Annotated in this window: 20 protein-coding genes and 2 pseudogenes; 11 read left to right on the plus strand and 11 right to left on the minus strand. The window is 70.8% G+C overall.

Annotation, left to right across the window (positions count from 1 at the left end):
- Window positions 1-132 precede the first annotated feature (132 nt).
- Window positions 133-287 (plus strand): annotated as a pseudogene (locus DDW44_RS06380) (site-specific integrase); the annotation flags it as partial.
- Window positions 288-527: 240 nt separating this feature from the next.
- Here DDW44_RS06380 and DDW44_RS06385 read toward each other — a convergent pair.
- Window positions 528-1,289, minus strand: a complete 762-nt coding sequence (locus tag DDW44_RS06385) for a phosphoglyceromutase (protein ID WP_108905818.1) — start codon at window positions 1,287-1,289, stop codon at window positions 528-530.
- Between the two features lie 134 nt (window positions 1,290-1,423).
- On the opposite strand from DDW44_RS06385, the gene DDW44_RS06390 reads away from it, so the two are divergent.
- On the plus strand, window positions 1,424-2,932 hold the full coding sequence (locus tag DDW44_RS06390) for an MDR family MFS transporter (protein WP_108905819.1): 1,509 nt from the start codon (window positions 1,424-1,426) through the stop codon (window positions 2,930-2,932).
- 52 nt (window positions 2,933-2,984) lie between these two features.
- Here the strand turns inward: DDW44_RS06390 and DDW44_RS06395 are convergent, their stop codons facing one another.
- On the minus strand, window positions 2,985-3,476 hold the full coding sequence (locus DDW44_RS06395) for a type III secretion system chaperone family protein (RefSeq protein ID WP_018889487.1): 492 nt from the start codon (window positions 3,474-3,476) through the stop codon (window positions 2,985-2,987).
- Window positions 3,469-4,812, minus strand: a complete 1,344-nt coding sequence (mshA, locus tag DDW44_RS06400) for a D-inositol-3-phosphate glycosyltransferase (protein ID WP_108905820.1) — start codon at window positions 4,810-4,812, stop codon at window positions 3,469-3,471. The genes DDW44_RS06395 and mshA overlap by 8 nt, the downstream gene beginning before the upstream one ends.
- A gap of 238 nt (window positions 4,813-5,050) precedes the next feature.
- On the opposite strand from mshA, the gene DDW44_RS06405 reads away from it, so the two are divergent.
- From DDW44_RS06405 to DDW44_RS06415, 3 genes are all read left to right on the plus strand, one after another.
- Window positions 5,051-5,893: a class I SAM-dependent methyltransferase gene (locus DDW44_RS06405; protein ID WP_108908750.1), complete on the plus strand. Its 843-nt coding sequence runs from the start codon at window positions 5,051-5,053 to the stop codon at window positions 5,891-5,893.
- Between the two features lie 465 nt (window positions 5,894-6,358).
- On the plus strand, window positions 6,359-7,399 hold the full coding sequence (locus tag DDW44_RS06410) for a C40 family peptidase (protein WP_108905821.1): 1,041 nt from the start codon (window positions 6,359-6,361) through the stop codon (window positions 7,397-7,399).
- Between the two features lie 245 nt (window positions 7,400-7,644).
- The gene (locus DDW44_RS06415) at window positions 7,645-8,994 is read left to right on the plus strand and encodes a PP2C family protein-serine/threonine phosphatase (protein ID WP_017945942.1); all 1,350 of its coding nucleotides are present in this window, start codon (window positions 7,645-7,647) and stop codon (window positions 8,992-8,994) included.
- A 141-nt stretch (window positions 8,995-9,135) separates the two neighbouring features.
- Here DDW44_RS06415 and DDW44_RS06420 read toward each other — a convergent pair whose 3' ends face one another.
- The 3 genes from DDW44_RS06420 to DDW44_RS06430 form a co-directional block, all read right to left on the minus strand.
- Window positions 9,136-9,468: a DUF2516 family protein gene (locus DDW44_RS06420; protein ID WP_017945941.1), complete on the minus strand. Its 333-nt coding sequence runs from the start codon at window positions 9,466-9,468 to the stop codon at window positions 9,136-9,138.
- 155 nt (window positions 9,469-9,623) lie between these two features.
- Window positions 9,624-10,274, minus strand: a complete 651-nt coding sequence (locus tag DDW44_RS06425; RefSeq protein ID WP_108905822.1) for a hypothetical protein — start codon at window positions 10,272-10,274, stop codon at window positions 9,624-9,626.
- A 34-nt stretch (window positions 10,275-10,308) separates the two neighbouring features.
- Window positions 10,309-10,743: a helix-turn-helix domain-containing protein gene (locus tag DDW44_RS06430; RefSeq protein WP_017945939.1), complete on the minus strand. Its 435-nt coding sequence runs from the start codon at window positions 10,741-10,743 to the stop codon at window positions 10,309-10,311.
- Between the two features lie 374 nt (window positions 10,744-11,117).
- Here DDW44_RS06430 and DDW44_RS06435 point away from each other — a divergent pair, with 374 nt between their 5' ends.
- Window positions 11,118-11,588 carry a DIP1984 family protein gene (locus DDW44_RS06435; RefSeq protein WP_166802738.1) on the plus strand — a complete coding sequence of 157 codons (471 nt, stop codon included), beginning with the start codon at window positions 11,118-11,120 and terminating at the stop codon, window positions 11,586-11,588.
- A gap of 327 nt (window positions 11,589-11,915) precedes the next feature.
- Window positions 11,916-12,132 (plus strand): annotated as a pseudogene (locus tag DDW44_RS33485) (DUF5958 family protein); the annotation flags it as partial.
- Between the two features lie 152 nt (window positions 12,133-12,284).
- Here DDW44_RS33485 and DDW44_RS06445 read toward each other — a convergent pair.
- A complete protein-coding gene (locus tag DDW44_RS06445; RefSeq protein WP_017945937.1) occupies window positions 12,285-12,878 on the minus strand; it encodes a DUF4240 domain-containing protein in 594 nt (197 codons plus the stop codon).
- Window positions 12,879-12,935: 57 nt separating this feature from the next.
- On the opposite strand from DDW44_RS06445, the gene DDW44_RS06450 reads away from it, so the two are divergent.
- Window positions 12,936-13,205: a hypothetical protein gene (locus DDW44_RS06450; protein ID WP_017945936.1), complete on the plus strand. Its 270-nt coding sequence runs from the start codon at window positions 12,936-12,938 to the stop codon at window positions 13,203-13,205.
- Entirely contained in the window at window positions 13,202-13,570 is a 369-nt protein-coding gene (locus tag DDW44_RS06455) for a hypothetical protein (protein ID WP_108905824.1), read from the plus strand. The genes DDW44_RS06450 and DDW44_RS06455 overlap by 4 nt, the downstream gene beginning before the upstream one ends.
- A 353-nt stretch (window positions 13,571-13,923) precedes the next feature.
- Here DDW44_RS06455 and DDW44_RS06460 read toward each other — a convergent pair whose 3' ends face one another.
- Window positions 13,924-14,343: a PIN domain-containing protein gene (locus DDW44_RS06460; RefSeq protein WP_017945934.1), complete on the minus strand. Its 420-nt coding sequence runs from the start codon at window positions 14,341-14,343 to the stop codon at window positions 13,924-13,926.
- A complete protein-coding gene (locus DDW44_RS06465) occupies window positions 14,340-14,561 on the minus strand; it encodes a type II toxin-antitoxin system VapB family antitoxin (RefSeq protein ID WP_017945933.1) in 222 nt (73 codons plus the stop codon). Before DDW44_RS06465 ends, DDW44_RS06460 begins: the two co-directional genes overlap by 4 nt.
- A gap of 245 nt (window positions 14,562-14,806) precedes the next feature.
- On the opposite strand from DDW44_RS06465, the gene DDW44_RS33320 reads away from it, so the two are divergent.
- Entirely contained in the window at window positions 14,807-14,950 is a 144-nt protein-coding gene (locus DDW44_RS33320; RefSeq protein WP_206307235.1) for a hypothetical protein, read from the plus strand.
- A 115-nt stretch (window positions 14,951-15,065) separates the two neighbouring features.
- Here DDW44_RS33320 and DDW44_RS33150 read toward each other — a convergent pair whose 3' ends face one another.
- Both DDW44_RS33150 and DDW44_RS06475 read right to left on the minus strand, forming a co-directional pair.
- On the minus strand, window positions 15,066-15,191 hold the full coding sequence (locus DDW44_RS33150; protein WP_267808061.1) for a hypothetical protein: 126 nt from the start codon (window positions 15,189-15,191) through the stop codon (window positions 15,066-15,068).
- Between the two features lie 65 nt (window positions 15,192-15,256).
- Complete coding sequence (locus DDW44_RS06475) at window positions 15,257-15,907, minus strand: RsiG family protein (protein ID WP_108905825.1); 651 nt, start codon at window positions 15,905-15,907, stop codon at window positions 15,257-15,259.
- A 146-nt stretch (window positions 15,908-16,053) separates the two neighbouring features.
- On the opposite strand from DDW44_RS06475, the gene dtd reads away from it, so the two are divergent.
- A complete protein-coding gene (gene dtd / locus DDW44_RS06480) occupies window positions 16,054-16,479 on the plus strand; it encodes a D-aminoacyl-tRNA deacylase (RefSeq protein WP_018889477.1) in 426 nt (141 codons plus the stop codon).
- The last annotated feature ends 216 nt before the right edge of the window (window positions 16,480-16,695 follow it).

Consider the following 16,695-nt stretch of genomic DNA (forward strand, 5'->3'; position numbering starts at 1 on the left):
AAGAGAATTAATCAGACTTTCAGGGCATTTCCAGGGTGCGCCCGCTACCGGGACCTGTCAAAGAGAACGTCCCGCCCGCACCCGGCGCAGCGCCCGCCGCCCCGGCGAACCTGCGCGGCAGCGGGCGGCTGACGGCCCGTGACGTCGCCGCCCCGCGGCCCCGGCCCTGTCGCCGGTGCGCTCCGGGCCCACATGCAGCGGTTCCCGCCGTCGGGATCACCTTGCCGTGGAAGGTCGCCGACGGTCCTCCCGTGACCAAACGGCTCGTGTTCACCGGGCCGCGTGGCATCACCATCGCCCCGAACCCGGCGTCGCTGCCGTCGCTCGGTGGCTCCGTGGCCGCGCCGCCCCTCTGGTCGCCCGTCCCGCAGACCGCCGCCTGGGCCGTGGGCTTCCCGGTCGCCTTCCGGGTGCGTGTCCGACTGACGCGCCACATCACCCAAGTCTGACGGCCCAGGGACGGCCCGGGCACAGCAGCAGGCCCCCTACCGGCGAGAGTCGCAGGTAGGGGGCCGGGGAAGTGAAGACTACTTCTTCTTGCCCTGAGTCTTGACCGCCTCGATAGCCGCCGCCGCGGCCTCCGGGTCGAGGTAGGTGCCACCCGGGTTGACCGGCTTGAAGTCGGCGTCCAGGTCGTAGGCGAGCGGGATGCCCGTCGGGATGTTCAGGGCCGCGATGTCGGCGTCGGAGACGCCGTCCAGGTGCTTGACCAGGGCGCGCAGGCTGTTGCCGTGGGCGGCGACGAGGACCGTGCGACCGGCCAGCAGGTCGGGGACGATGGCGTCGTACCAGTACGGCAGCATCCGGACGACGACGTCCTTGAGGCACTCGGTGCGCGGGCGCAGCTCCGGCGGGATCGCCGCGTAGCGGGCGTCGTGCGCCTGGGAGAACTCGTTGTCGTCGTCGAGCGGCGGCGGCGGCACGTCGTAGGAGCGCCGCCACAGCATGAACTGCTCCTCGCCGAACTCCGCCAGCGTCTGGGCCTTGTCCTTGCCCTGAAGGGCGCCGTAGTGGCGCTCGTTCAGCCGCCAGGAGCGGTGCACCGGGATCCAGTGGCGGTCCGCGGCCTCCAGCGCGAGCTGGGCGGTGCGGATGGCTCGCTTCTGGAGGGAGGTGTGCACCACGTCGGGCAGCAGACCGGCGTCCTCGAGCAGCTCGCCGCCGCGGACGGCCTCCTTCTCGCCCTTCTCGGTGAGGTTGACGTCCACCCAGCCGGTGAACAGGTTCTTCGCGTTCCACTCGCTCTCGCCGTGGCGGAGGAGGATCAGCTTGTACGTCGCGTCGGCCATGTGGCCGAGCCTAATCGACGCCCGGCACGGCCGACGACGGACGTCCGCCGACAATTCGCTGGCCTTCCACAGAGGCCCGCCGGTAAGTTGCCGACCGTCATTGCGCCACTTACAAAATCCCGGGGGATGCCCGTATGACCGTAGCCGCGCTCAAACGGGCCGCGAAGGAGAGCGTTTCGGGTCTGCCCAGGGCGTTCTGGTGGCTGTGGACCAGCACGCTGGTCAACCGGCTCGGCGCCTTCGTCGCCACCTTCACGGCCCTGTACCTCACGCTGGAGCGCGGCTACTCCGCCTCGTACGCCGGACTCGTCGCAGCCCTGCACGGGCTCGGCGGTGTCGTGTCGTCACTGGGTGCCGGGGTCATGGCCGACCGATTGGGACGGCGGCCCACGCTGCTGATCTCCCAGACCTCGACCGCCGCCTCCGTGGCCCTGCTCGGCTTCATGGAGCACCCGGTGGCGATCGCCGCCGTCGCCGGTCTCGTCGGCATGACGAGCAACGCCTCACGCCCGGCCGTACAGGCGATGATGGCCGACATCGTCCGGCCCGAGGACCGGGTGCGCGCCTTCGCGCTCAACTACTGGGCCGTCAACCTCGGGTTCGCGATCTCCTCCGCGTGCGCCGGTCTCATCGCCGAGTACAGCTACCTCGCCGGCTTCCTCGGCGAGGCCGCGCTCACCCTCGTCTGCGCGGTGGTCGTCTTCGTCAAGTTGCCGGAGTCCCGGCCGGAGCGCGACACCTCGGCCGGCAGCGCCGAGCCGGAGATCGGCCTCGGCACCGTACTGCGCGACGGGCGGTACATGGGCGTGGTCGGGCTGTCCTTCCTGCTCGCCCTGATCTTCATGCAGAGTTCGGTCGCCCTGCCGGTCGCCATGGGCATGGACGGCTGGTCGCCCTCGGACTACGGCCTCGTCATCGCCCTGAACGGCGTGCTCATCATCGCCCTCCAGATCCCGGTCACCCGCCTGATCGAGCACCGCGACCCGCAGCGCCTGCTAGTCGTCTCCGCCCTGCTCGCCGGATACGGCTTCGGTCTCACCGCGTTCGCCGGTTCGCTCGGGGTCTACGCTCTGACGGTCGTCGTCTGGACGCTGGCCGAGATCGTCAACTCCCCCACCCAGATGGGCCTGGTGGTCCGGCTCTCGCCGGTGCACGGCCGCGGCCGCTACCAGGGTGTCCACACCCTCTCCTGGTCGGCGGCCGCGCTGATCGCCCCGCTGATGGCCGGTTACGTCATCGACCGCTTCGGCGCCGCCTGGCTGTGGGCGTCGTGCGCGGTCATCGGGACCGTGGCGGCGCTCGGGTACTGGCTGCTCATGCGGGGCCTGCCGGCCGGCCCCGCGGAGTCCCGAAGGGACGGAGCGACGGCGGTGCCGGTTCAGCGGGCCGAGCGCGCACCGGCACCGGCACCGGCACCGGCACCGGCACCGGCACCGGCCGATCCTGTACCGGCGGCCTTCCCGGCGGGGGAGCCCTCCGGGGGAATCGGGGCGGAGGCCATGGCCGGGGCCGGGGCCGGTACCGAGACGGGAGCGGGGAGCTGCACCGCCGTGGTGACGGGGTCCGAGGCCGAGGCCAGGGTCGAGGCCGCGACCGGGACTGGGGCCGAGGCCGGGACCGCCGTCGGGAAGACCCGCGTCTGACGACCGCATCGGCCGGTCCACGGTCCGCTGGGTCAGTCCGGGGCCTGCGCGGTCAGTCCGTGGCCTGCCGGGTCAGATGCGTGAACGCCTCCAGATTGCGGGTGGATTCGCCGCGCGCGACCCGCCACGCGTACTCCTTGCGAATGGCGGCGGCGAACCCGAGCTCCAGCAGGGAGTTGAACGCGCCGTCCGCGGCCTCCAGCACCGTCCCGAGCAGCCGGTCGAGTTCCTCGGGGCCGACCGCCGACAGCGGGAGCCTGCCCACGAGGTAGACGTCGCCGAGCCGGTCGACCGCGTAGCTCACCCCGTACAGCTTGAGATTGCGCTCCAGCAGCCAGCGGTGGACACGGGCCTCGTTCTCGTCGGGGTGGCGGATGACGAAGGCGTTGACGGACAGCGTGTGCCGGCCGACACGCAGGGAGCAGGTCGTGGCGAGCTTGCGCGTACCGGGGAGGGTGACGACGTAGGCGCCCGGTTCCGGGCACTCCCACTCCAGCTCCGCGTCCTTGAGATACGCCTCGATGATCTGCCGCGGGTCAGCCATGGTGGGAGCGTACGCGACGGCGGTGCTCGTGCATGGCGGCCGTGTAGACCTCGGCGGTGGCCGAAGCCGCCGTGTCCCAGCCGAAGCCGCGGGCGTGCTCGGCCGCCGCCGCGCCCATCCGGCCCGTCAGGCGCGGGTCGTCGACGAAGCGGCGCAGTACGCGGGCGTAGTCCGCGGGGTCGTGGCCGGACACCAGGAAGCCCGTCCGGCCGTCCCGCACGGCCACCGGCAGCCCGCCGACCGAGGCCGCGACGACGGGCGTGCCGGCCGCCTGCGCCTCTATGGCGACCAGCCCGAACGACTCGCTGTGCGACGGCATGACCAGCACCGACGCCGCACGGAACCAGTCCGCGAGCCGGCCCTGCGCGACCGGCGGCTGGAACCGCACGACATCGGCGATGCCCAGACCTGCCGCCAGTTTCTGCAGGCCCTCCGGCTTGGACAGTCCGCTGCCGCTCGGGCCGCCCACTATCGGCACCACCATCCGGGACCGCAGCGAAGGATCCTGCTCCAGCAACAGCGCGACGGCCCTCAGCAGCACATCGGGAGCCTTCAGCGGCTGGATGCGACCGGCGAACAGCGGGATCACGGCGTCCCTGGGAAGGCCCAGCCGGGCGCGCGCGGCCGAACGGCCGTCGGCGACCCGGAAGCGGTCGAGGTTCACACCGGGGTGGACGACGGCGACCTTCGCGGGGTGGGCGCCGTAGTGGCGGACCAGCTCGCCGGCCTCCTCGGCGGTGTTGGCGATCAGCCGGTCGGCCGCCTCGACGATCTGGGTCTCGCCGATCACCCGGGCCGCGGGCTCGGGGGTGTCCCCGTCGGCGAGCGCGGCGTTCTTGACCTTGGCCATGGTGTGCATGGCGTGGACCAGGGGTACGCCCCAGCGCTCGGCCGCCAGCCAGCCGACGTGGCCGGACAGCCAGTAGTGGGAGTGGACGAGGTCGTAGTGGCCCGGCCGGTGCCCCGCCCACGCCCGCATCACGCCGTGGGTGAAGGCGCACAGCTGAGCCGGCAGGTCCTCCTTGGCCAGCCCCTCGTACGGACCGGCGTCCACGTGCCGCACCAGCACGCCCGGCGCGAGCTCGACCGCCGTCGGCAGTCCGCCCGCCGTGGCGCGGGTGAAGATCTCGACCTCCACGCCGATGGCCGCGAGCCGCCTGGCCAGCTCCACGATGTAGACGTTCATCCCGCCCGCGTCGCCGGTGCCCGGCTGGTGCAGGGGTGAGGTGTGCACGCTGAGCATGGCCACCCGGCGCGGTCTGCGATGGTGGCCGGGCAGCCGCAGCCGGGGCGGCGCCGCCAGGGTGCCGGCGAGCCGGGACACGTACTGGCTCACGGGGACGGTCCTCTCGGCTCTGGGGCGCGGGCATGGCGAACAGCGCGGGTATGGCGAACAGGGGGCGACCACGACCCTCCGAAGCCGCTCAACAGCGGAACCGCCTCTTTCATTTCCGCTCCCCCTCCCCTTTGCCCAATCGTTGCCAAGTACGCGCCGGCGGGACGCGGCGGGTGCCGGAGGTGGGACCCTGCGGTCCGGTACCGGCGCCGATTTCCTCCGGTTTACCCTCGTGTCCATGCCCCCGCGCCCCGTCACGCCCTCGCCCCGCCCCGTGGGCACGGTGACGCGCGGCACCACCAATCCGAACCGGCTGCGCCGCATGGACCGCTGGATCGCCGCCGTGCACGGCCCGGCGCTGCGCCGGTCGGCGGCCGCGCCCGTAGCGGTCGACCTCGGCTACGGGGCCGCTCCCTGGACCGCCGTGGAACTGCTGGCGAGGCTGCGCGCGGCCGAACCGCGCACCAGGGTCGTGGGTGTCGAGATCGAGCCGGCCCGGGTGGCGGCCGCCCGTCCGTACGCCCGGGACGGGCTGAGCTTCGTCCACGGCGGCTTCGAGGTCCCGCTGCCCGGCCCCGTCCGCCCGCTGGTCATCAGGGCGGCCAACGTACTCCGCCAGTACGACGAGGAGCAGGTCGCCGAGGTGTGGCGGCGGCTGTGCGCCCGTCTCGCGCCCGGCGGTCTGCTGGTCGAGGGGACCTGCGACGAGATCGGCCGCCGGCACGTATGGGTGGCGCTCGGCCCGGAGGGCCCGAGGACGGTGACCTTCGCCACACGCCTCGGCTCCCTGGACCGCCCCTCCGACCTCGCCGAACGTCTGCCCAAGGCACTCATCCACCGCAATGTGCCGGGCGAGCCCGTCCACGCGTTCCTGCGGGACTTCGACCGGGCGTGGGCGGCCGCGGCGCCCTATGCCTCGCTCGGCGCACGGCAGCGCTGGATCAGGGCGGTGCGCCTGCTGGCCGCGGACTGGCCGCTGACGGACGCCGGCACGGACGGGCGGCGGCGGTGGCGGCAGGGCGAAGTGACCGTCGAGTGGGCGGCGCTGGCCCCCGGTTCGTCCCGTACCGACCCCGGCTGACGGGCCGCGACTGGCGGGCCGCCGGACGGCATGCGGGGTGAGAGGTACGGCGTATGCGGCTGCCGCCGCGACGGTGCGGGGCGCGAGGCGCCCGCCCCGCGCGCGGAAACGGGAGCGGGAGCGGACGCCCGGAACGCCGTGCCCGGATCGGGAGCCGGTTCCGGGAACGCGGTCCGGCGCTCGTTCGTCGGAGTGTCAGTGATCCACGGCTGACATCCCTGCTGGTGTCCCGGCTGGTGTCCCGGCTGACATCCGGCTGGTGTCCCGGCTGGTCCATCCGCAGGAACGGATGGGTGTGAAGGGTGACGGACCGGAGCGCGGACGGGTGAGAGACGGAACCGGGGCGGACTTCCTCTGTCACTTTGGCTCGCGTCATGGCACCATCGCGTCGAAAGCCGTAAGTTACTGACGGTTAATCATATTTAGAGAGCCGAGAGTCGTCTGGCGTTGTCCGGAGGGGGACTTGTGAACCGACGCCGTTGGGCCGCCACCGTCACGGTGGTGGGCGCCGTGACGCTGCTGTCCGCGCCGGGACATGCCTTCGCCGTACCCCAGCCGCCCGAATCGCCCCGAAAGAGCCTCGAAGAGGTGCGCGAGGAGCTCGACGAGCTCTACCGGAAGGCCGCTTCGGCCACGGACGCCTACAACCTGGCCGAGGAGCAGGCCGAACGGCAGTCGGCGCAGCTCGTGGCGCTGGCCAAGGAGATCGCCGAGGGGCGGGCCAGGATCGACGACCTCAAGGACCGGGCCGGTGCCACGGCCCGCGCCCAGTACCGGGGCGGCGGCCTGCCGCCCGAGGCGCAGTTGGTCCTCACCGACGACCCGCAGCTCTTCCTCGACGCCGCCGGACGCATCAAGGCGGGCGGCAAGGCGACGAAGGACCTCCTCGGCGAACTGAACCGGACCCAGGCCGACTTGCGGACCTACAACAAGGAGGCAAGCGTCCAGTGGGCGCTGCTGGAGGCGAACCGGGTCAAGAAGGAGAAGCACAAGAAGGAGATCGACGAGCGGATCGCCGCGGCCAGGAGGATAGAGGCACAGCTCCAGAAGGAGGAGCTGGCGCGACTGCGGAAGCTGGAGCAGGAAGCCGCCGACCGGGCCCAGACGGCCTGGCTGGGCTCCGGCATCCTCGAGGAGATCAACGGCCGGGCGAGCGAGCAGGGCAAGGCCGCGGTCGCCTTCGCGACCGAGCAGATCGGCAAGCCCTACGTGTGGGGCGCCGAAGGGCCCGGCTCCTACGACTGCTCCGGACTGACCTCCCAGGCCTGGGCGGCCGCCGGGCGCGGCATTCCGCGCACCTCGCAGGAGCAGTGGCGGCTGCTGCCGCGCGTCGACATCAAGGACATGCGGCCGGGCGACTTGATCATCTACCACGCGGACGCCAGCCATGTGGGGATGTACGTGGGCGACGGCGCCATCGTCCACGCGCCCCGGCCCGGGCGGAACGTGACGCTGGCGGGTGCGGGCTCGATGGCGATCCTCGGGGTCGTCCGTCCGGACAAGTGAGCGAAACCACAACAAAAGCCACGGAGTGAGCCGGGTCACGCGGGAGTTGCGTGACCCGGCTCACCTGCACCGGGTGACGTTCGTCATCACTCGGGGAGCAACTACGCCCTGATGCGCGGCATATGCCATTCGCTCTCCCCGGAACGCCATTCCCCCGCACCCCCCGCTACCGCTATGGTCCCCGTCGGGTGGGACGTCGTTCGTCGACCCGCCGTGCCCTCGGGGGGAGGGAAGGAAGCACACCGATGCCCGTACCCGTTCCGCGCCAGCGGACCGGCTCACCAGTCACCGCAGGCCCCGTCGCCGCAGCGCCGGCCCCCGCGGGTCCCGTCGCCGTCGACCCCGTGCCGGAGTCCGCCCTCGGCCCCGTGCCGGCGTCCGCCGTCGACCCCGTCTCGGAGTCCGCCGGCGGAGGCGACCTCACGCTCCTGGTCATCGAGGACGACCCTACGGGCACCTTCACCGTCCCCGAACTGCTCGGCGCCGCCGGCACGCGGGTCCGTATCCGCACGGCCCGCAACCTCACCGAGGCCGAGCGGCTCCTCACCGACGACATCCACTGCATCCTCGTGGATCTCGCGCTGCCCGGCTCCGCCCGCGACCGCGCGGAGGGCGACGACCTGGCCGTGCTGCGGCACGTTCTGCGCATCGCCCCGAAGCACGCCGTGCTGGCACTCGCGGCGGACGCCGACTCCGAGCGCGCCGCCGAGGCCGTACGGGTCGGGGCACAGGACTTCCTGCACCGCGACGAGCTGGACGGCAGGGTCCTCAGCCGGGCCATCCGCTACGCCGTGGAGCGCAAGCGCGCCGACAGCGCGCAGGTGAAGCTGGCCGAGTCGCGGCTGCGGGCGCAGGAGAACGCCCGGCTCGAGCGGGGGCTCCTGCCCACACCCCTGCTGCAGGGCAGTGACCTGCGGTTCGCGGCCCGCTACCGCCCGGGACGCTCGCGCGCCCTGCTCGGCGGCGACTTCTACGACACGGTCCGCACCCCGGACGGCACGGTCCACGCGATGATCGGCGACGTCTGCGGGCACGGCCCCGACGAGGCCGCCCTCGGCGTGGAGCTTCGCATCGCCTGGCGTGCGCTGACGTTCGCCGGGATGTGCGGGGACGAGCTGCTCTCCACGCTCCAGCAGGTGCTGGAGCACGAACGCGAGAGTGACGAGATCTTCGCGACCCTCTGCACGGTCGACATCGCCCCGGACGGCCGGCGCGCGGGCCTGTGCCTGGCCGGCCACCCGTCCCCGCTGGTCGTCCGCAAGGGGCGGCCCGCGCAGCTGCTCCCGTACGAGAGCGGCGGCCCGGCCCTGGGCCTGCTGCCGCGCGCCCGCTGGCCGCGCCGGCAGGTGGATCTGGGGGCCGCGTGGAGCCTGATGATGTACACGGACGGCCTGATCGAAGGCCGGATCACGCCGGGCGGCGACCGGCTGGGCCAGGACGGCATGGTCGACATGGTCAACCGCCAGCTGGCGGCCGGGCTCAGCGGCGAGGCGCTGCTGGAGGCCGCGGTGGCGGAGGTGCGCGAGATGAACGGCGGCGATCTGACCGACGACGTGGCGGTGCTGCTGCTGGACCGCCACCGGGCACACGGCTGAGGCCCGGCCGGAGCCGGGCCTCAGCCGCGAAGGGTCCGCACCGGGGACTGCAGGCGGCGGGTGTCCCGCGGTGGGCGTTCGGCAGTGGGCGTCCCGTGGTGGGCGTCCGGCGGCGCCCTCCCCGGACGCCCCGGGACCGCCCTACCGTCCGCCGTTGTAGGGCCCGTACGGCCCGTCGCTGCTCGAGCCGCCGCGCCGGCCGCCGCCGGACACCTGCTGAAGGGCCGGGCGGACGTCGACCAGGAAGACGATCGTCGCGATCAGCCCGGCGATCTGCAGGAACAGCATCGGAATGATCAGGTTCACGGCGACCGTGACACCGAGCAGGATCAGCCAGAACATCTTCGACTGCTTGCCGGCCGCACGGTACGCGTCCTCACGGGCGAAGGCGGCGAAACCCAGCGCGACCACCGCGAGAACGAGCATGGCCAGGTTGAGCAGCCAGAGAATCGTGCCGAATCCCTCGAGCAACATGCTGTGCACCGCCTAGTGGGTTGAAACGCGTCCCGGCCACGGTACGCCCGGGACAAGGCCAACGTACCCGCACAACGGGCCGGGAACCCGAAAGGTGCCCGGCCCGTGGGATGTGCCCCGGCCGCGGCGGCGAGGCCGCTCACCGGGCGGTACCGCTACTTGCCGGTCTGTGGGCTGGTGGACTTCTTCGCCACGGGCTTGCGGGGCGCGGGCTTACGGGCGGCCGGCGGCGTCGGCTTCTTGTCCTCGACCCTGGCCGCCGCCTTCGGGGCGGCCTGGGTCTTCGCCGTGCCGTTCGCGGCCTTCGGCGCCTCCGCCCTGGCCTCGGACTTCGGCTCGGACTTCGGCTCCGCCTTGGGCTCGACGGCCACGGCGATCTCGGCGATCTCCTCCGCGGCCTCGCCACGCCACGCCTTCACGGCCTGCTCACCGTGCTCGGCGACCTTCTCGTAGGTCTCCCGGGCCCGGACCGCGTACTCCGCGGCCACGCCCACGCTGCGCAGCGCCAGGTCCTGCGCGTTCTCGCCGAGCTTCTTCAGGTCGGTGTCCAGGCTCCCGAGCACCTCGGTCACCTTGGCCTGCACGGTGGCCTGGGCCTCCCGGGCCTGAGCCACCACCTTGGCCTGCACGGCCTTCGGGTCGGTCTCGCGCACGGCCTCGATGCGGGCGGGGGCCTCGGTACGCAGCTGCTCGATCAGCGTGGGCACCTTCTTCGCCTGCTGCACTGCGAGGTCGGCCGTGCCGGCCGCGAAGTAGAGGGGGGTGGGGTCGGTGAGGGTCTTGCGCAGGTCATCGGTGATGGCCATGACTGTGGTCCTCCCGGATCGCAGATTCGTCGGTTCAGACTTCGGGTGATGAGGGTTGGTCGGCACCACTTCCTGCGGCCGTGCGGGGGCCGTCCTCAGCGGTGTCCCTATCCGTATCGGCGTCGAAGCCGTTCTCCTTGCGGAACGATTCGTAGATCTGCAGCAGCACCTGCTTCTGCTTCTCGTTGATCGAGGGGTCCGCCAGGATGACGGCCCGCGTCTCCAGTTCGTCCCGCTCGCGCTCGTCGAGGATCCCGGCCCGCACGTACAGCGTCTCGGCGGAGATCCGCAGTGCCTTGGCGACCTGCTGCAGCACCTCGGCACTCGGCTTGCGCAGCCCGCGCTCGATCTGGCTCAGGTACGGATTGGACACCCCGGCGGCGTCGGCGAGCTGCCGCAGCGACAGCTGCGCGCTGCGCCGCTGCTCGCGGAGGTAGTCACCGAGACTGCCGACGTTGAGGGATGCCATGGTCTCGATGGTGCGCCATCGCCGCTAACAATTGCAAGCACCTGCTTGCAAAAGTGCGCTTCGTCACCCGGGCGGCCGAGCGGGGCGCATGACTGATGTCCGTTCTCAGTAGATGTGGCGAGTCCCAGCGCTTCTGGCGAACGACTTGGCGAAGTCCTTGCGAAGCTGGCCAGCCTGTTGTCCCGCCTCGCTGAAACCGGCGGATTCCCAGTCATTCTCGTTCGCACTGTCGGGTTCTCTTTGCGTAGCTCTGAGCGGCTGTCCGCTCTCCTTCCAGTGGCTGGTCAGAGCCCCTGTGGATCAAAATCCAAGTGCGTATGAGCTGGTTCGCACTCGTATACTCGTGCGAGCTCATGGAGGGGGAGGTGGAGACAGTGAAGCTTGCTGAGGCACTGGCAGAACGTGCGGAAGCGACGCGCCGTGTAGAACAGTTGCGAGCGCGCGTCGTCAGCAGTGCGCGGTACCAGGAGGGGGAGACGCCCGCCGAGGATGCCGCCCGGTTGTTGGCTGAGGCCGGTGAGGTGCTGAGCGCTCTGGAGACGTTGATCCGGCGGATCAACCGGACCAATGCCACCGTGGAGATGGGTTCGGACGGCACGCTCACCGATGCCCTCGCACGCCGGGATGTCCTGCGGTTGCGTCACTCCGTGGTCACCGCGGCGGCGGACGCGGCGGCGGGTAGCGGCGAGCGGGGATTCGGCCGACAGCTTCGGTCCGAGCTGATGATGCTTTCCGCGCTTCCGGTGGCGGAACTGCGCGGTCAGGCGGATGTTCTCGCGCGGGAGATCCGCGAGGTCGATGTGCGGATCCAGCGTACGAACTGGGAGGTGGATCTGCTGGACTGAGTAGTCCAGCAGGCGGGGACGATGTGGAGCAGGTAGCAGCTTCGGAGGCGTGCACACACCGAGGGCTGGCGGTTTTCCAGCCCACTCCTGGCGCGTGAAGAGCAACGCGGGGTTCGACTCCCCATCAACAGTGCAACTCAGCATGGCGTACAGGTAAAGGTGCACATCGCACAGCACATCACCACGTGCAGATCCGAAGCTGTGAGGGCGGGTGCGGGGCTTTCCACATCGCAGCACCATGGACAACGGCGATCTGAGCGCAACGGGGGCGTGCGAATGGCTGATCCGTACATCATTCTGAACGAGCTCGCCCGAGAGCTTCGGTCGATGTCACAGGGCATCGAGTGGTTCGAGGGCCTCTCGACTGAGGAGCAGTCCAACACCCTGCGCCTCCTGTCACATTCTGCATTCAGGCCCGCGCCACCGCCGAGGACGGCCCGGAAGTATCCGACGCGCCGGACTTCGCGCCACGCACACACCGGCAGTTCTGATCGCACGAGGGCGGATCGACCAGCAACTCGGAAAGATCGCCAGTCTCACCCCGCACGACGAGCGCCTCAAGTCATTCCGGCTACTGATCGCGGTGCTGGCCGTCGCCGACGAGAACGCTTCTGCTCCGACGGTTGCGGCCACGCGTGGCATCGCCTGTCTGTCGACACCCCCGAAGCCTCGGCCTGATCCCTCGCGCTTTCGTGCCTACCGGACCAGTGGCCGGAGGGGAAACATCGCGCTCAGTCTCGGCAGTTTGCGCATCGCCTCGTCTTCGCATCGCACGTCCCACTGCTCGCCGCGCGGCCCTCGATTGCCGCCTACAGCGCCCTCCTCGGCTTCGACGGCTTCATAGAATGCGTCGCCGCAGTCGTCGTCCGCGCGGGTGAGTAGTCCATACGCCTCCATGGCGACATAGTCGAGAGACTCCCACTCCGGCCAGTCGTCGTTCCAGAGCTCCCGAGGGCGACCCACCAGGCACTGAACCTCTGGGGTGTCTGCCAGAGAGTCGGGATCGATCACTGCCCGCACGAAGGCTTCCCGACCGATCCCCACCATCCACAGGCCGAAGTAGCAGAATCCGTCGTCCGAACACCAGCCGCCGAAGATCCGCTCCGCAGCAGCCCAGAGATCCCAGGTGAAGGCTTCGTGCGTCACTTCGTCCAGGCGAACCTGGAACTGCACGATCTCTGTCAGCGGCCTCCGCGACAACTCGTCACACAACCACGTCAGCCGTTCGTCCCGGCCCCGCGTCTGCCGTCGGCACTCTTCGATGAGCTTCCAGAAGGAGTCGATGTCCACGGCGGCACTGTGCCAGGCACCTCTGACACCGCAGGGTCGGCGAACTATGTTCGAGCAGTGGAGAATACGGAGATCATCATCAAGCTCACCTCTGATGAAGCGCTGGTCCTGTCGGACTGGCTGGAGCGAGTGCAGATGACGGACCTCAGCCGTCTCGTCGACGACGAGGCGGTCTGGGCGCCCATTCATAGGCTGGCCGGAACGCTCGACAAGTCACTGTCGGGGGTCTTTGCGGCGGACTACGCCGAACGTCTGGAGGCGGCCCGCAGCAGGCTTCGTCCAGACCTGGACGACAGTGCCATTGACGAGGAGGGTACGGACACATGAAGCCCCTCTCGGAGGTGACTGAACGCGAGTACTTCGTCAGCGTCGGCCAACGTCCCGGCATGTTCGTCGGCAAGACCTCCTTCCACATGCTGACCGCGTTCCTGACCGGTTATGACCAGCATGCTCTCCGGCACGGTGGGCCCGGGCTCACCGGCTGGCACGACTGGCTCGTCGCCCGTCGCGGACGCGACTGCAATCACGCCTGGCCCGGCCAAATCCTCCACATCGCCCTCCCGAACGGCTGGGACGACTTGTGGAATCTTCCACCTGAGGACGAACAGCAGGCGATCAAGGTCCTGTTCGAGCTCCTCGACGAGTTCGCTGCCGAGCGCGAAGCAGCGCAGGACTCACAGACCTCAGGTTGAGTGAGACGCCGCACCGAGCAGCGTCTCACTCAAGATGAACCACTGCCGGTCAACACCTCGTCATGGTTCACCTCAACTGAGACGGGACAGCGAGCATGGCTGATGACGCTTCCCAGTGTTTGTGCGGACTCCCACGGGATCTGCTCGGTGATGTGATCGGGTCCCGGTCGACCTGCGCAACGAGGTTTCTCGCGGGTTGTCCTACCGGCGCCGCGCGACGAAGACGAGCTCCGTGCCCGGCCTGTCAGGAGCGTCGCCCAGGTCTTCCACGACGTACGCCGCTGCCGGCTCGGCCGGGTGCGTGATGAAGGCGGGGCTCCGGTGTACTCGCCTATCCACGACGGCCGAGGGCGCTACAGGCCTGGAACGTTGCGCACATTCCGCTCGCTGACGTCGGGCAGGAAGCGGGCCACAGTGACGAAATCAGCGTCGTCGTGCAGTACAACCAATCCATGATGCACTGCGGTCGCGCAGATCATCAGGTCGAGCGGCCCGGCCGCGCTGAGCGCCCCCTTCTCCGCGAGCGCATACTGGGCCGTTTCGACCCAGTCCCACAACCTCTTCGGGAGAGGTACGTCGGGGTACAGGTCCATGAACATGTCCCCCATGGCCTCGTACTCCACGGCATTGCGCGCTGAGCGCCGGAACTCGGCCCGCTGGGGAGCGCACGACCCGATGGCCCGGAGGGTGGTGGTCTCCAGCCACGCGTCCTTCAGTTGCTCCTCGCGCAGAAGGCGCCACAGACCCGAGGAGTCGAGCAGGTAGTGGATCACACGCCGCCCTGCTTGTCCTCGACGCGTCGCTGCTGCCAGCCCTCGTAGTCCCACTGCTGGGCGGCGTGGAAGTGCTTGGCTACGAGCGCGGCCCGCTCATGGCGTTCGGCGTACTCGCGAAGGGCGGCATTGACCACGTCCTTCTTGGTGCCACCACCGGCGACACGCATGGCCTTCTCCAACGCATCATCATCAAGGTCGATCGTCGTCACGCTCATACTGGACTCCTTTATTCAAAGGTAATATCAAGTATATATCCGCGAGGTCCACGTCTGTCACCGGCGCGTTCCGCCGCCAGGCCTCCTGTCGTGGTTCGCTGAACGCCGACAGACGAGGTCGCGGCTTCGCCCCGGGCGGACTGCATACCTTCATTCGGACGCCCCACCCTCCTCGGCTTTCCCGACGCCGAGCACTCCACGCTCTGGGACCTGCCGTCACAGCACGACAGGCGTACCGGGACGCCTTGAGCCTCGACGATGTGACCTGGACCCGTGCCCGCGGTCGGGCCATCGCGGTAGGCGTCAGCGGGATCTCCTTCTACTGGCGCAACTTCACCGCCTTCGCCGCCGAATGCCGGGTGCACCTCCAGGCAGGCGGTCCTCGCTGACGTTGCCGCGCGCTGAGTTGCTCCCGGTGGACGAGATCAGGAGCTCGTGTGCCGGAACCTGCGGCGGACCAGCCGGCGGGGCACGACCGGCGGCGTGCCGCGGGCCGCCGGCAGTTCACCGCCCCCGCCGAACGATCGCGAGCACCGGCTCCAGCGATTCCACGACCACCGCACCACCGGCCTCGCCGAGTCGCTCGGCGCGGCCGGTGTCGGGGGCGTAGCCGAGGAAGCCGGCGCCCACCGCACGTGCGGCGAGCAGGTCCGCGGGGGTGGAGCCGAGGCGGCGCAGCGTGGCGGAGACCGCTCTCAGGTGAGCAGGTCGTCCACCTGCGCTTCGCCCTCGCGGTACCTGCGGGCGATCTCCGCGCTGCAGTCGTCCGCGGTGCGCTGCAACTGCTGCCGCTGCCCCGAGACTTCCTGTTCGTAGCCCGCGAGCCGCCCCATGGCCGCGCGCAGTTCGTCGTCCGTGCGCGCGTCCAGGTCGGACAGCTCGACCTCGGAGAGCATCTCCGCGGCCAGCAGCCGGTACTCCTCGCCGCGCGGCTCGGACAGCGTGACGTGCCGGGCCGAACTGCCGCGCCGGGACGGCGGGTCGGCGAGGATCCGCGAGAGCCGGTCGACCACGGCGGCGTCCGGTCCCGGCCGCTCCGGCGCGGACGCCGGACCGGGCGGCAGCGGCGACGGCGGTGCCGAGCGCCGGGTCAGCTCCGCGCGCAGGATGTCGATTCGGCCCTGCAGCAGCCGCCGCACATAGCTCAGGTCGGCCTCGTCCCGCTGGGACTCCTTGCGCAGGGCCCGCAGCTCCGGCAGCCGCAGCGCGGCGAGATCGCGCGCACCGGGGTCGGGACGGCCTTCGCCGGTGCGCTGCGCGGGCGGGCGGACGGTGCCGGCCCCCGAGCAGGCACCGCGGGTCGTCTGTACGGGACCGGGCGACTGCCCGGTGCCAGGTGTGCTCATGCGTGAATCAGTCCCCTCGACCGGTGCCTGAGGTCTCCCCGGGCCCGGAGGGCCGAGGGGATGCACCGACTCCGTGCATCGTGCCATTACGAACGGTGCCCATGCAGGCGGTCTGCACCCGTTCAGCCCCCGATAGGTTGGTCTGTATGCGTGCAGTGGTGCAGAGGGTCGACGGCGCGAGCGTCGTGGTGGCCGGTGAGACCGTGGGAGAGATCGTCGGCGAGGGGCTGTGCGTCCTGGTGGGGGTGACCCACGGGGACACGACCGAGCAGGCGGCACAGCTGGCCCGCAAGCTGTGGTCGGTGCGGATCCTCGAAGGTGAGAAGTCCTGCTCGGACGTGAACGCTCCGTTGCTGGTGATCTCGCAGTTCACTCTCTACGGGGACGCCCGCAAGGGCCGCCGGCCCACCTGGAACGCCGCGGCGCCCGGCGAGATCGCCGAGCCGCTCGTCGACGAGGTGGTGGCGCGGCTGCGGGAGCTGGGGGCGCATGTGGAGACGGGCCGGTTCGGGGCGCAGATGAGGGTGTCGCTCACCAACAACGGCCCGTTCACGGTGCTGCTGGAGGTGTAGGCGCCGACGCCACGGTCCGGGGCGGCCCCGCTCCGGGGGCGGGCGGTCCGAACCGCGCCCGGGATGACCGCGCCCCGGGGCGACAGTGGCCCGGGGCGACAGTGGCCCGGGACGACCGCGGGCCCGGGACGACCGCGGGCCCGGCGTCCGGGGAGACCGCGGCGGCGCCGCCGTGCCGCCCGCGGCGCCCCGCGCCAGACCCCGAGGGGTTCTACC

This window comes from Streptomyces tirandamycinicus (genome assembly GCF_003097515.1).
GTDB classification, from domain to species: Bacteria; Actinomycetota; Actinomycetes; order Streptomycetales; family Streptomycetaceae; genus Streptomyces; species Streptomyces tirandamycinicus.